Origin of the sequence: Sphaerimonospora sp. CA-214678, assembly GCF_050942215.1 — a bacterium.
Taxonomy (GTDB): domain Bacteria; phylum Actinomycetota; class Actinomycetes; order Streptosporangiales; family Streptosporangiaceae; genus Sphaerimonospora.
In genome coordinates, this window is sequence record NZ_CP192057.1 from 40,864 (window position 1) to 54,877 (window position 14,014).

Sequence of the window (14,014 nt, forward strand, 5' to 3'; positions counted from 1 at the left end):
ACCCGAGTAGTGGCCTAGTTCCAGAGGTTGGCAGCCGAAACGAACTAGTGACCACTTCGAACAACCCCATACAGACCACGATCAGCCCTGGCCCGTGTAGTTCCTTGATCCAGAGAGCAGAGAGCTACGGATTTCCAGAGAGCTACCGATTCCCAGAGAGCTACCGATTTCCAGAGAGCTACCGATTGAAGTCCATAAAGAGTTACAGGAGACGACGATAGCATCCCGTCCTTCGGCCGGTAGAGGTTTGCCCGGAGTCGACACGCCGGGGTACCAACTTCTCCTAGCCGACATACCAGCCCCCGGCTCCCCCGATGGGAGCCTCACCGCCGCGCGCGCGCTGGCCGCCGAGCAGTGGCGTCTGCTCGCGCCCGCGATCGCCCAGGCGCCGCGGATGAGGCTGTCCCCGGACGGCGGCGTGAGCTTCCCCAAGTGGCACAAGGGGCGCGGGTACGAGCATCCGCTGGACGAGGCCCTGCCGTACCGGCCGGCGACGGTCCCGGTGTTCCACACAGAAAGCCAGAGCGGCCGGCTCTTGGTGGCCGACTTCGACACGAAGCTCGCCCAGCACACGGACTCCCCCGAAACCCCTCGGGAACAGGTCACACGGGAGGCAACGGCATTCGTCGAGCTGCTGGAACGGCTTGGCGGGCGTTGCGTCCACGATTGCTCGCCGTCCGGTGGACGCCACGTCTACGTGCTGTTCGCGGCGGCGTTGCCGTACGAGGAGTTAAGGCGCGTCGCGCACGCCCTCGCCCGGCGCTACACGACACTCGACGCCTCCCCCATGAGCAACGTCTTCGGCCAGATCCGCCCTCCCGGCGCTCCCCACAAAATGCGGGCCGGTCATCTGACCGGCTGGATGCGGCTCGACATGTCGCTCGACGCGGCCCTGGACGCCGTCCGGCGGCCGTGCGGCCCGAAGGTGTGGAACGGACTGCTTACCGAGCTCTCCGCCGAGCTCCACGCCGTCTCCCCCGTACAGCGGACGGCCTTCGACGGGCCGCTCGACGCCGGAGGGGAACCGTGGCTGCCCCTGATCGGGGGCCGACGTCCGATCAGGGCGGACCTCGACGCGATGGCGCGGACCGGCGATCACCATCGGGCCGGTTATCTGGACAGGAGCCGGGCCCGCCTCGCCGTGCTGAACTCCGCCGCCGCGGCCGGCTGGCGGCTCTCCGAAGTGATCCAAGAGATGCGTTCGGGTCGTTGGCGGGGCCTGGCCGGGTTCTTCGGCAAGTACGGCTCGCGCACCAAGGAACGAATCACCTCGGAATGGCGAAAAGCGGTCATCGGAACGGCTGGCGATAAACTTGCCTCGACGACCTACACAAGGCGCCAGGACTCCACGCCCGCTGAGCTGCCAGGAAAGGGCTCGTGCCCGGAATCGATTGTGGCAGGGTCTGCATCCATGAATCCGCGGCAGTTTTCTTTACGTCGTAAAGTTGGATCTACCGAGTACCAGCGGATCCGCACCTGGTGGAACGCCGTGTGGCTGGCGGAGCGAGACCCCGCCCGGCAGGCCGAGTGGGGCCGGAGGGCCGTCACTGTCCGGCGCGTGCTCCGGGCCCTGGGCAAGGCGGCCCAGATGAGGGGGTCGACGACGGTCGAGTTCGGCGTACGGTCGCTGTCGATCGCGTCAGGCCTGCACTGGACCACGGTGGCGGACGTTCTGGTGCTGCTGCGCGGCGAGGACGATCCGCTGATCGACCTGGTGATGAGCGGAGAAGGAGTCCGGGCCGATGTGTATCGGCTGCGCGTCCCCGACGCGTACCGCAAGGGCGCTGCGTGGCGGCGCTGGCGAGCTGGCTTCATCGAGGGGATCCATCCCGCCTTCTGGGAGCTCAGCGGCCCGAGCGCGCTGCTGTACGAGGTGCTGAGCGCTGAGGAGACGAAGGTCGGCGAGCTGGTCCGGCTCAGCGCTCTCGCCGACGCCAGCGTCTGGCGGTCGCTGAAGGAGCTCGCGGTGTACGGCCTGGCGGTCAGGGGCGAACGCGGCTGGCGACGAGGCGAGGCGACCCTTGAGGAGGTCGCGAAGGAGCTCGGAGCGGACAAGCGGATGGCCGAGCTCGTCGAGCTGTATCGGGAGCAACGTCGTGAATGGCACGAGCTGCTCGGCATCCTGCAGGCGACGAGGGAGGAGGAACGGGCGCGGGGCGTGGGCCCCGATGAGAGGTCCCTCGGCGAGCTCGCCGACCTGCTGGCCCAGTTCGAGCCGCCGCCCTGGCTGGGCGACGAACCCGACCCGCCCGACGATCTACCCGTCAAGATCCCGGATGAGGACTCTGAGTGGCTCTCCCTGTGGCGTCATCAGGTCGAGGATCTGGGTCTGGTGACGATGACGCATCGGCTCGTCCACTCGAAGACGCAGGGCCGCGGCGGCTGAAGGGTGTTCTCCCGGCGATGTCTCGCGCGTTTGTGATCTTATGCTCTTTCGTCCGTCTTGTATCCAACTTCCGTGATTGCCGATAGAGTCGGTTCAGGTGAGCCGGGAAGTCTGGTCGGCACGTTGTGCCGTCTGGAGCCGGAGGATGCACCGTGCGCGCCCGTGATTTGCTCACCGACCTTCCGGTGATCGACCTGGACTCACCTGTGCTCGATGCGGCGAAGCTGCTCATCGAGCAGGACCTGCCCGGCCTTATCGTGGTCGACGACGGATCGCTGTTCACGATCCTGCCGGAGACCGAGGTGGCGCGGCTGGTCATTCCCGGCTACTGCCAGGATGATCCGGTCCTGGCCCGGGTGGTGGACGAGGCCCACGCCGACGGTTTCCTGCACCAACTGGGCGGCCGAACCCTGCGAGCCTGTCTGCCTGCCCAGCCGCGCGATCTGCCGATCAGCGCCCCCGACGCCACCGTGCTGCAAGTGGCCGTACTCATGATGCGCACCCGCAGCCCGCTGGTCGCGGTCGTGGACGGCGACCGCCTTTTGGGCGCACTCACCCTCAAAACCTTGCTGGAGCGCGTTCTCGCGGCGTAACAGTCCTGGTCAGGTTGGCGATCGGGCCGAGTCGACAACGAAAAAGCCTCATCGCCTCTGGCATCAGCCGTCGGCTGCTTCGGGTCGGCCGACCTGATAAACGTCCGGCACGCCATCCTGGTCGAGGTCGACGGTCTCGATCTCACGGATGCGCCGGTAAGCGCGGTTACGCGATCGCAAAATCACTGTCGCCAGTAGCGCCGCGGTCACAGAACCGGACAGCACCGCCGCCTTGACATGCTCGTCGTTACCCATGCCGAAGGCAAGTTCGCCGATCAGTAGCGAGACGGTGAACCCGATCCCTGCCAGCACTGATAATCCCAGCATGTCCACCCAGGCCAGATCCTCGTCCAGGTCGGCCTGGGTGAAGCGGGCCATAAGCCATGTCGCCGTCATGATGCCGATTGGCTTGCCCACCACCAGGCCCACCGCGACCCCCAGCACAACCGGGTCACGGAAAGCACTCACCAGGCCGTCCAGCCCACCGAGGTACACCCCCGCCGACAGAAACGCGAACACTGGTACGGCCACTCCGGCCGAGATGGGGCGGAACCGGTGCTCGAAATGCTCGGCCAGGCCGGGTCCGGCCTCCGGCCCGCCAGTCTTCTTGCTTCGCACGACCGGTACGGCGAAGCCGAGCAGAACGCCGGCGACGGTGGCGTGCACGCCCGAGGCATGCACCAGCGCCCAGGTGGCGGCGGCCAGCGGCAGCAGCAGCCACCATGATCGCACCCGGTGTTGCACCAGCACGGTGAAGACCGCCAGAGGCGCGAGCGCTGCCAGCAGTGGGACCACAGATAGATGCTTCGTATAGAACAGCGCGATGATGACGATGGCCACCAGGTCGTCGACCACGGCCAACGTGAGCAGGAAGGCACGCAGCGCCGAAGGAAGGAAACGGCCGATGACCGCCAGCACCGCCAGGGCAAAGGCGATGTCAGTGGCGGTGGGGATCGCCCACCCGCGGGCCCCGCCTTCTACGCTTCGGGCGATGAGCAGGTACAGCAGAGCTGGGACGATCACCCCGCCCAGCGCTGCCACTATCGGGACCGCGGCCCGCCGGGGGTCGCGCAGGTCACCGGCGACGAACTCACGTTTGAGCTCCAGCCCGGCCACAAAGAAGAAGATCGCCAGCAGGCCGTCAGCTGCCCAGGCGGCCAGGCTCAGGTTCAGATGGAGTGCTTCGGGCCCGAAGCGGACGTGGCGTAGCGTCTCATATGTGTCCCCCCAGGGGGAATTGGCCCAGATTATCGCCACCACCGCGCCGAGCAGCAGCAACGCCCCGCCGACAGTCTCCTCGCGGAGGACAGCACCGATCCTGCGCGCCTCGCCCCAGGTGCCCCGTACCAGCAGGGCTGGCTTATGCGGCGAGGCGGGGTTGGTCATGAGGCGCTCCGGGCTTCGGGGTACGGATCTTCCATTGCCGACCAGACTTCCCGGCGCACCACGCGCCACTCTACAACCGGCTGACACGTCTGCCGAGTGGAGGCGTTGCTAACGGGCCCGTGCCCTCTCTGTCAGACCCTTGTGAGAAAAGGAATGGACGAGCCCTTTTGGGGGGCAGACCAAGTAAGCGCCAAAGAGCCCTCACTACGGCTTCACACCGCACGTCGGACGCGACCCGGACCGTGGGCGCCGAATCAGTCGAGCAGCGCGGTCGCCTCGACCTCGACGAGCACATCCGGCTCGAAGAGGTGCTCCGCACCGATGAGGCTGGCCGGCGGCATGGGAAGCGGGAGGCCGATCTCTTCGGCGACGGCCTCTACACCGGCCATGAAGTCGCCGATCTTCTCCGGGCTCCACTGGGTCACGTAAAACGTCAGGCGCAGCACGTCCGCGAACGAGGCGCCCGCGCCCGCCAGGCCGAGGGCGGTGTTCCGCAGCGCCTGGGCGACCTGACCGGCAAGATCGCCTGGGGCCACCGGGGTTCCGTCGGCCTGGCGGGCGACCTGCCCGCTGACATGCACCTGCGTCGTGCCCTTGCCGACGGCCACGTGGTGGTAGGGGGTGGGCTGCATCATGCCTTCCGGCGTGAAGTGCTGGACGGTCATGTCTGTTCTCCTTCACAAAATAGGTATCTATAAGATATCTAGTATCGGAAGGACACTTCAACGAGACCAGGTTTCACTATGGATACCGACGGCGAACTCCGCATCGACGCCCCGCACCGCGAGCTCCTCGATCAGGTGCTCGACAAGTGGTCCCTCGGTGTACTCAACGAGCTCTGCGAACGCCCCTGCCGCTTCAACGAGCTGCGCCGGGCCATTCCCGTGGTCACGCAGAAGTCGCTGACCGCCACCCTTCGCCGGCTTGAGCGCAACGGAGTGATCGAACGCGAGGTCGTCTCCACACGTCCGGTGGCGATCAGGTACCGGATCACACCGCTCGGCAAGACCCTGCGGCAGCCCATCGACGTCTTGCTGGCGTGGGCCTCGGAGCACATGCCCACCATCGAACGCGCGCGCGACGCTTTCGACAGGCGGGAAGAGGCTGGCCTCTGAGCCCTTCCCCCCTGACCGGCACCGGCCAGATCTTCCTGGGGCCGTCAGGCGGTGAAGCCGCCGTCGATGTTCAGGCAGGAGCCGGTGATGTAGTCGGCGTTGATACTGCCGATGTTGATGATCCGCCCGCCTTCGCCCATGTGAGCCAGGGATTGGCGGATCGCGGCGATGGCGGACCGTACGTTGATCGTGAGCATTGCGTCGATCTCGTCCATCGTCAGCTCGGTAATCGGAGCAACGAAGCCAACGGCGGCGTTGTTCACGAGAATGTCCAGGCTGCCGAACCGCTCGACGGTCCGTGTGACGGCGGCTTCGACCTCCTGTTCATGCATGCTGTCGGCGCGGATCGGCAAGGCGGCGCCTCCCGACGCGACGACCGCGGCCGCTACGGCGTCCGCGTGCTCATCGGACCGGGCGTAGGTGAACGCCACTGCCGCGCCGTCGGCTGCCAGGCGCGCGACGATGCCGGCGCCGACTCCTCGGGACCCTCCGGTAAGGCGGTCTTGCCTTTGAGCGGCTGTGCGGTCATGAGTCTTCCTCTCGGTGATGTGGTGCCGGGTCAGGCGTCCGTGGTCACGGACGCGCATGGGCGACGAACCGGGCGTCGCGCGGATCGCGGGCCGGCTCGGCGTGTTTTCGGTGGCATGGTGGTTCCGGGAGGGTCGACCCGGAGCGGTGCACCAGGACTCACGCAGCGGGGTGTCGTCCACGGAGCCCTGGGAGTGTCGTCCGGATCAGGCCGGCCTCGGGCATGGTGCCTTGCCGCCGACCCGAGCGAGGGCTGGTGCGTGCGACCGGTGCACCTCCCACGCCTTTCAGACAGCGGGGAGTCCGTGCCAGGCCCCGCTCGGGTCGGCAAGATCCAAACGATCCCCCGGCTAGGTCCTGCGTGTCCGGTCGAGGGCGCGTACGGCCGTCGTATCCCGCTCCGCGGCCGCTGCGAGCGCCGGTGGGATCGGGGAGGAGGCCAGGCGTCGTCCGCTCCGCATCACCACGCGAGGGGGCCGTAGCGGTCGATGATCCGCCCGGTTCCGGCGCTGGGGCTCTCGGTGGCCAGCGTCACGATGGCGTCGGTTCCCTCGGTCACGGTCTGGGTGCCGGTGTGGCCGTTGAGGTCGGTCGCGGTGTAGCCGGGATCGACGGCGTTGAAGCGGATGTCGCCGAACGCCTTCGCGTACTGCATGGTCAGCATCGTGACGGCGGCCTTGGAGGCCGCGTAGGCGGGGGCGATCACCGTCGACTCGACCCGTTCGGGGTCGTGGGTGAGTGCGAGGGACCCCAGGCCGCTGGTGACGTTGACGACGGCAGGAGCGTCGGAGGCGCGTAGGAGCGGCAGGAAGGTCGTGGTGACCCGCACTACGCCGGCCGCGTTGGTGTCGAGCACCAGAGCGGCCACCGCGCCGGTCAGCTCCTCGGCCGACAGGACGCTGCCCGTGATGCCGGCGTTGTTGATCAGGACGTCGATCCGGCCCTCGTTGGCCGCGACGTCGGCGGCCGCGGCCGCAACCGAGGCATCGTCGGTGACATCGATCTGAACGAAGCGGGCACCGAGCTCTGACGCCGCACGGCGTCCGCGATCGACGTCGCGGGCACCGAGGAGCACGGTGTGGCCGAGCTCGGTGAGGCGGCGGGCGGTCTCGAATCCGAGGCCCTTGTTGGCGCCGGTGATGAATGTGGTCTTGGACATGCCCCAAGCCTCGCCGAGTCTGCCCGGACCGGCCAGGGAACGGTTTTCGGTAGGACCAGCAGTACCACCCGGGCGAGCGCGGAGACGGACGCGCGGCTCCTAGGATGCAGGAGTGAACAACGGACATGTCGTCGACAATCAGTTGGGAGCGACGCTTCGGGCCTGGCGGGATCGGCTCTCACCGAAAGCCGTCGGACTGCCGGTGGACAGGGCGCGTCGATCGCCGGGCCTGCGGCGTGAGGAGCTCGCCGAGCTGGCCGGTCTGTCCGTCGACTATCTTGTGCGACTCGAGCAGGGCCGGGCCGTCAGCCCCTCCGATCAGGTCGTCGGCTCGTTGGCGCGCGCGCTGCGGCTCTCCCAGGACGAGCGGGACCACCTCCATCGGCTTGCCGGGTTGAGGCCGCCGCAGGACCAGCGGGTCGTCGACGACATTCCGCCGAGCATGCGACGGCTGCTGACCCTGCTCGACTCCACTCCGGTCGCGGTTTTCGCCGCCGACTGGAAGCTGGTCTGGTGGAACGCCAGGTGGGCGGCACTGTTCGGCGAACCCACGCGGATCGGAGCCGAGGAGCGAAACTTGGTGCGGCTGCGCTTCCCGGTCGCCTCGGACCGCGGCCGTTTGACGAGCTGGCCGGTGATCCCGGTCAACGCCGAGGCCGCCGACCGGGCCCTCGTGGCCGACCTGCGCCGAGCCGCGGCCCGGTTCCCCGACGATCCGCGCGTGTCCGAGCTGGTGGCCAGCAGGGTCGCCGGCAATCCCCGGTTCGCCGCGTTCTGGGCCGAGGCCGCCGTGGGGCGGCACGCCGAGGACCGCAAGACCATCCGGCACCCCGTCATCGGGGAGGTGAGCGTCGACTCTGACGTCCTGACGGACGGGGACACCGACCTCAAGATCGTCGCCTACACGGCGGTCCCGGGCAGCGAGGACGAGTCCAAGCTCGAGCTCGCCGGCATCATCTCCTTGCTGAAAAGCGACGCGTGACCACGTCGGCGTCATCGGAGCGGGCGAGGTCGGCGGTCAGCTCACTCGTGCGGCCGTTGCCGACGGCCACCCGGTGGTCATGGCCGATTCATCAGGACCTCCGAGGAGACCCCCGCCTTCAGGCGGGGGAGGAATCGGACCCCTGCGGAGCAGGGCAGGGATAGGCGGTTCGCTGCCAGGCGAACCGCCGTCTCGAACACCTGCATGATGCTTAGCTGATCGTACGGTAAAATGTGAGGCATGGCGCAGCTTGTGAAGCGGGCGTACAAGTACCGCTTCTACCCGACCCCCGAGCAGGCCGAGGAGCTTGCCCGGACGTTCGGGTGCGTGCGCCTGGTCTACAACAAGGCTCTTGAGGAGCGGACCCGCGCCTACACCCAAGAGGGCCGCCGGGTCTCCTACGTGGAGACCTCGGCGATGCTCACCGCCTGGAAGCGCACCGAGGAACTGGCGTTCCTCAACGAGGTGTCCAGCGTGCCGCTCCAGCAGGCGCTTCGGCACCTGCAAGCGGCGTTCGCGAACTTCTTCGCCAAGCGAGCCAAGTACCCAGCGTTCAAGTCCCGTAAGCGCTCGCGTGCGTCGGCGGAGTACACCCGCTCCGCGTTCCGCTGGAAGGACGGGCGGCTGTTCCTGGCGAAGATGGACGGCCCGCTGAACATCGTGTGGTCGCGCCGGCTTCCGGAGGGGGCGGAGTCGTCCACGGTCACCGTGAGCAGGGACGCGGCCGGGCGGTGGTTCGTGTCGATTCTGGTCGAGGAGAAGATCCGCCCACTCGACCCGAGTGGGAACCGGGTTGGGGTGGACGCTGGGGTCACCGCCCTGGTCACGCTCTCCACCGGGGAGAAGGTCACCAACCCCCGGCATGAGCGGCGTGACCGGCGCAAGCTCGCCAAGGCGCAGCGTGCCCTGGCCCGCAAGCAGAAGGGCTCGAAAAACCGCGAGAAGGCCCGATTGAAGGTCGCCCGCGTGTACGCGCGGATCACCGACCGACGGCGCGACTTCCTGCACAAGGTCACCACACGGCTTGTTCGCGAGAACCAAGTGATCGCCGTGGAAGACCTGACCGTCCGCACCATGGTCCGCAACCACAGCCTGGCCCGCGCCATCTCCGATGCGTCCTGGCGGGAACTCCGCTCGATGCTGGAGTACAAGTGCGCCTGGTACGGACGCACGCTGGTGACCGTGGACCGGTGGTTCCCCAGCAGCAAGCTGTGCTCGGCGTGCGGCACCCTGCAAGAGGCGATGCCGCTGAACGTCCGGTCGTGGGAGTGCGCCTGCGGGGCGGTCCACGACCGGGACGTCAACGCCGCACGTAACATCCTCGCCGCCGGGCTGGCGGAGAGGTAAAACGCCTGTGGAGCTGGTGTAAGACCTCAACGAGAGTCCTCTCGGACGAGGCGACCGGCGGTGAAGCAGGAAGATCCGACCGGCGACGGTCGGAATCCCCTCCCTTCAGGGAGGGGAGGAAGTCAACGCCGTCCCTCTCCGGCTGGTCGACGACATGCCTGTGGAGCAGCAGGCCGGAGCCGCGAGGCGATGACACCGCCGGCATACCCGGTACCACCGGATACGAAGACGTGCACGAGGACTTTTCGGTCGCCGCGGCTTCGATCGGCCGAAACGGCGTCGGCAAAGTCGCTCCACCTGCGGAACCGCCTACCGGGGGCCGGTAGGCGGTTCCGCTCGCGAACCTGACTCCGTAGCGGTGGCAATCGCGTTCGGAGAGTCAGGCGGCCAGCTGCCGCAGCAGGTCGGACGAGTCGTGCAGCGCCGTCATCTGTACGAAGCGACCGTTGCTGACCTTGTAGATGGCGTACTCGGTGATCTCGAAGGAGGCGCCGGAGGGAGGAACGCCGAGCCATTCCTTCGCCGGGGTGCCGGTGTTGATCGCGCGCACGGCGATCCGGTCCCGGTCGAACAGCAACTCCTTGACCTCCCAGTGGAGGTCCGGGACGGCGTCGATGTCGTGCTTCTGGACCGCGATGACATCGTCGCGGGTGCCCGGTTCGCCGTTCAGCACGACGTCGTCGGCGATGAACTCGTCCATACCGTCGAACTCGTGGGCGTTGAGCGCCGCCACGTAGCGCAGGTACCAGTCCTTGAGGTCGGAGCCGTTCATGGGTTTCTCCTTCGGGGTCGTCGATTCCTGTCAGTGGATCGAGGGAAAGTAGCGGGGACCGGTGCCCCGCTCGACTTACCACCGAGGTTAGGGACGGCGGCGGTGGTGGCCCAGAGCTCTTCCGAGCCTAGGGATCGGGAGTACCACGTTCGCCGCGACCGCTGGGGCGAGGTGCGGCCACCGCGACGCCGACCCGGCCCGATCGGGCTATCGCGCCTTCGACGCCGCGGCGGTGGAGCGCATCCAGACGGCCAGGGCCGTCCGATCTTCCGGCAGGTCCACTCCGGGACGGAATGTCACACCAGCCCCGTCCGGCCGATCCGCTAACACGACTTTCCGTTCGTACGCTCTCAGTCCCCGGGTCGCGACCCTCGACATCCGTCAGCGCAGAGATCGACACCGCCGAGAAGCCGATGAACCAGCGGACGTCAACTGCCGGGTGAACTAATCTGAGCGACGTCGCAGCGGTGAGACAAGGGGAGAACCCAGCATGCCGGAGCGCGGCGTCCCAGCACAGCCGGGCATGGTGCCCGCGGGCCGTCGGACTGCGGGCACCATGTTCGCCGCCTTATATGGCGAGCTGGTCCCGCACCCTTGGCACGATCCCGAGCACGACGCCTACCAGCTGTTCTACCAGCGGTCGCTCGCCATGGGCTGGCTCGACGAGGCGACTGCGGTGCGAGGCGACGGCACGCCGGGCGCTTCCGGCCTGTGGGGCATGAACGACGCCGGGTGGAACCACCCTCTGGCCGCTCCCGGTTCAGGGCTGATCTCGTGGTTCCAGGTGGAGGCAAGCGCGCCGGTCGGTGACCGGCCGCTACCGGTCCAGCCCTTCCTTCGATGCGCCGGGGAGACAACGGAACGGGCCGGTAAGACACAGCTTTCCGCGATACAGGTCCTCCTACCGGTTCAGGGCCTCGACGCTTCGATTCGCCCGCCGTACGTGGCCGTACCGTCGATGCGTACGATCCACTGGTTCGCCGGGTGCGACCCGCGGGCGAGGACATCCGTGGAGGTCGGCATCAACAGCGGCCGCGAGCCGTCGATCCCCGCCGTCGCGGGACGGCTCGCCGACCGCCTCGATCGACTGGACCAGGACGTGTTCGGTCACCGGTCTCACGATGCCATCGGGCGGGACGACGTCCTCCCTCCGCCGATCGACGACGGTTTCTGGGGCGGTCCACCCCTGCATGGGGTGGTGCTGCGCGGGGACCTCGCCGAATGGTCGTGTGACGCGGTCGGATGGCTGGCCGAGGTCATCGCCGACTCCGCAGCCCACCTCGGTGTCCGTTCGCCACTACTGATCACGGTCAGACGAACTGCCCCGGCGGGCTTGAAGGGCCACACGGGTCAGCGTCCCGGGTCGTCGTCCAGGAGGTAGGCCTCGATGGCCGCGGAGACGAGCTGGCTGACGGAGTCGGCTCCGGTCTCGGCCACGAGATCCTTCAGCACCTGGTATTCGGCCTGCGTGATCTGGATGGTCCACAGCGTCCTGGCCTGCTGCTCGCTGATCCGCCTGCGGCCGCGGCGGGCGGCCCGGCGGGCGGGGAACAGGCTTCCCTCGGCGCGAGGGGCCATCTGCCGCGCCTCGACCAGATGCTGCAGGACCTCCTGGGTGGAGTCGATCGCGTCGAAGGCGATCTCGGCGTTGAGACGGCCGGTGCTCTCCCGTTCCCGGCGGATCGCCTGTACGGCCTCAGGAAGCACGTAGACCGACAACTGGGAGGTGACCTCCACGTCGAGGTCTTCGACCGGCGCGGAGGTCCGTGCGGGCCGAGAGCGGGGCGCCGGCGTGGCCGCCGGCCGTACGGCACGCGGCTCCCGGACGGCGGGAGCGGCGGGAGCCGTACGGGATGCCGCGGGCCGCTTGGGCTTGGCCGGCGTGACATGAGGACGATCGGCCCCGGCGGGCGCGGTGCGGGCACGTTCCTTGGCCGGGGGAGCCGTGCGAGCGGGGCTCCCGTGATCCTCCTGGGTCCGCTTCGGCGCGGTGGAGGTGCTCGGCGGCTCCGGCCTCGCCTCGGGCTCCTCACGTACGGCAGGAGCATCGTTCTCACCCGTTTCCGCGGGCACTGCTGGCCGCTCGACGGGAGGCGCCTCTTCGGGCCGGGTCCGTACGGCTCCCGCCTCCGGCTGGTCCTGACCCGCCGGCGACGGAGACTTCCTGGAGAGGATGCCCCCCAGGGCGGTCGCGGGTGTTCCGAAGATCGAGGAGAGGTCGTCGCTCATACGGCGGCCTCCTGCTCGGCCGCGGCCAGAACGCTGAGCACCTCGACCGCGAGCGCCTGGTAGTCGGCGGAGACGCTTGCCGCCGTGGGCGAGATCCGTTCGATCTGCTTGCCTTCACGCAGGGCCTGCCACCACCGCGGCTGGTCCTTGGCGGCCTGCTCCAGCTCGTGGGCCAGGCGTCCCTTACGTGAGTCGACCGCGACCCGCTCCGAGTGGCGGATGCGCGTCTGGAACATCGGGGACTGCCCGCCGAACGCCGCGGCGACCTTCTTGCGGACCTGCGCGTGAATCTGGGTGGAGGTGGTGCCGGTGGCGAACAGCACAACGCCGAGGAGCCCGATCGACGGATTGATCTTTCGGGCTTTCACGAAGCGCTGGGCCACCAGCCGCATGCCCTCGACGCCGCCGTCGTCGCTCTTGGTCGGGATGAGGACCCATCGCGCCGCCCCCAGCGCGAGGTCGTCCAGGATCGTGTTCTCTGGCGGACAGTCGATGATCACCAGGTCGTATTCGGTGGCCGTCTGCGCGAGCACCTTGGCGAGCGACAGGAACGCCGTCTCCCCGTGGTTCTGGATCCGCGTCAGCATGACCCCGGTGAGGTTCTCCAGCTGGGTCCCGCCGGGAATCACATCCAGGTTCTCGCGAATGCCCTTCACCGGTCTCATCGGCTGGCCCGTCATGATGGCCGTCAGCAGGTCCGCCCCTTCGTCGTCGACCTCGGGCCTGTGCCGGTACCCGAGGTCCTGCGCCAGGTTGGCCTGTCGGTTGAGGTCCACCACCAGTACGCGGTAACCCGCCGATGCCGCCTGTCCTGCGAGGTTGCCCGTGATGGAGGTCTTACCCACCCCTCCCTTCTCGTTGACGACCGCGATAACGCGCTTCAACGCTGCGGCTCGCGCCGCCTCGTCCTCAACCCATCCAGCGGGGCTGCTCATGTCGGTTTCCTCTATCCCTGGTTGTAGTTCGCATCCGTGGTAGCAGAGGCGTGGTGGGGCGTTCAAGCACCCGAGCGGTTCAAGTTTCCGGCGTGTCCCTTGTTCCGCGCGCGTCATATCCCCGGGTTCTGCCGCTGAGCACACATCTGCCGTTGCGGGCGGGGGCCCCCTGGCCGCCCCGCTCCCGTCCCCGTGCCGCTCCGCTCGTACCTGCCCCCACGGGCGGTCCTGCGTCGCCCCTTGCCCACTCACTCCCTGGCGCTCTGACGGACGAGCTATCGGTACACCTATCGGTCAATTCAAAACACTGTCGTAATTACTATTGATCTCCCATCTGATGGCCATTGTAATTTACGATTTATATCACTACTGGTTTACATATCTAAATCACTATCATAAGGTCATCTGATTTACTATCTAACTATCTATTGGTCGTCTATCGTCTTGCCTATCGTCTTACCTATCGGCTTCTACCTGCGACTATGCACTCCGAAGTGCGTTGAGGTGATCTAGTAAAGAGCCAGTCCGTGATCTTCGCCTGAAGGGCACCGGAACCGAGATCCATGGCCGCTGCGTCCGTGG

General features: G+C 67.7%; 12 protein-coding genes and 1 pseudogene. 6 read left to right on the plus strand and 7 right to left on the minus strand.

Going from position 1 to position 14,014, the window contains the following annotated elements:
- Window positions 1-247 precede the first annotated feature (247 nt).
- Both ACQP1K_RS28895 and ACQP1K_RS28900 read left to right on the plus strand, forming a co-directional pair.
- Window positions 248-2,386 (plus strand): hypothetical protein, encoded by a 2,139-nt coding sequence (locus tag ACQP1K_RS28895; protein WP_433501791.1) that lies wholly within the window; start codon window positions 248-250, stop codon window positions 2,384-2,386.
- A 152-nt stretch (window positions 2,387-2,538) separates the two neighbouring features.
- On the plus strand, window positions 2,539-2,979 hold the full coding sequence (locus tag ACQP1K_RS28900) for a CBS domain-containing protein (RefSeq protein WP_433501792.1): 441 nt from the start codon (window positions 2,539-2,541) through the stop codon (window positions 2,977-2,979).
- Between the two features lie 63 nt (window positions 2,980-3,042).
- Here ACQP1K_RS28900 and nhaA read toward each other — a convergent pair whose 3' ends face one another.
- The gene (gene nhaA, locus ACQP1K_RS28905; RefSeq protein WP_433501793.1) at window positions 3,043-4,365 is read right to left on the minus strand and encodes a Na+/H+ antiporter NhaA; all 1,323 of its coding nucleotides are present in this window, start codon (window positions 4,363-4,365) and stop codon (window positions 3,043-3,045) included.
- 254 nt (window positions 4,366-4,619) lie between these two features.
- Window positions 4,620-5,030: a RidA family protein gene (locus tag ACQP1K_RS28910; protein WP_433501794.1), complete on the minus strand. Its 411-nt coding sequence runs from the start codon at window positions 5,028-5,030 to the stop codon at window positions 4,620-4,622.
- A gap of 78 nt (window positions 5,031-5,108) precedes the next feature.
- Here ACQP1K_RS28910 and ACQP1K_RS28915 point away from each other — a divergent pair, with 78 nt between their 5' ends.
- Complete coding sequence (locus tag ACQP1K_RS28915) at window positions 5,109-5,480, plus strand: winged helix-turn-helix transcriptional regulator (protein WP_433501795.1); 372 nt, start codon at window positions 5,109-5,111, stop codon at window positions 5,478-5,480.
- 44 nt (window positions 5,481-5,524) lie between these two features.
- Here the strand turns inward: ACQP1K_RS28915 and ACQP1K_RS28920 are convergent, their stop codons facing one another.
- Both ACQP1K_RS28920 and ACQP1K_RS28925 read right to left on the minus strand, forming a co-directional pair.
- A complete protein-coding gene (locus ACQP1K_RS28920; RefSeq protein ID WP_433501796.1) occupies window positions 5,525-6,190 on the minus strand; it encodes an SDR family NAD(P)-dependent oxidoreductase in 666 nt (221 codons plus the stop codon).
- Window positions 6,191-6,468: 278 nt separating this feature from the next.
- Window positions 6,469-7,167: an SDR family NAD(P)-dependent oxidoreductase gene (locus ACQP1K_RS28925; protein WP_433501797.1), complete on the minus strand. Its 699-nt coding sequence runs from the start codon at window positions 7,165-7,167 to the stop codon at window positions 6,469-6,471.
- Between the two features lie 112 nt (window positions 7,168-7,279).
- Between ACQP1K_RS28925 and ACQP1K_RS28930 the strand changes: the two genes are divergently transcribed.
- Window positions 7,280-8,149 (plus strand): helix-turn-helix transcriptional regulator, encoded by an 870-nt coding sequence (locus ACQP1K_RS28930; protein ID WP_433501798.1) that lies wholly within the window; start codon window positions 7,280-7,282, stop codon window positions 8,147-8,149.
- 240 nt (window positions 8,150-8,389) lie between these two features.
- A pseudogene (locus tag ACQP1K_RS28935) lies at window positions 8,390-9,596 on the plus strand (RNA-guided endonuclease InsQ/TnpB family protein); the annotation flags it as partial.
- Window positions 9,597-9,875: 279 nt separating this feature from the next.
- On the opposite strand, the gene ACQP1K_RS28940 reads toward ACQP1K_RS28935, so the two are convergent.
- Window positions 9,876-10,268 carry an ester cyclase gene (locus tag ACQP1K_RS28940; protein WP_433501799.1) on the minus strand — a complete coding sequence of 131 codons (393 nt, stop codon included), beginning with the start codon at window positions 10,266-10,268 and terminating at the stop codon, window positions 9,876-9,878.
- Between the two features lie 490 nt (window positions 10,269-10,758).
- Here ACQP1K_RS28940 and ACQP1K_RS28945 point away from each other — a divergent pair, with 490 nt between their 5' ends.
- Window positions 10,759-11,649 (plus strand): hypothetical protein, encoded by an 891-nt coding sequence (locus ACQP1K_RS28945; RefSeq protein WP_433501800.1) that lies wholly within the window; start codon window positions 10,759-10,761, stop codon window positions 11,647-11,649.
- Here the strand turns inward: ACQP1K_RS28945 and ACQP1K_RS28950 are convergent.
- On the minus strand, window positions 11,619-12,497 hold the full coding sequence (locus tag ACQP1K_RS28950) for a hypothetical protein (RefSeq protein ID WP_433501801.1): 879 nt from the start codon (window positions 12,495-12,497) through the stop codon (window positions 11,619-11,621). The two genes, ACQP1K_RS28945 and ACQP1K_RS28950, sit on opposite strands and share 31 nt — an antisense overlap.
- Window positions 12,494-13,432 (minus strand): ParA family protein, encoded by a 939-nt coding sequence (locus tag ACQP1K_RS28955; protein ID WP_433501802.1) that lies wholly within the window; start codon window positions 13,430-13,432, stop codon window positions 12,494-12,496. Before ACQP1K_RS28955 ends, ACQP1K_RS28950 begins: the two co-directional genes overlap by 4 nt.
- Window positions 13,433-14,014: the final 582 nt, after the last annotated feature.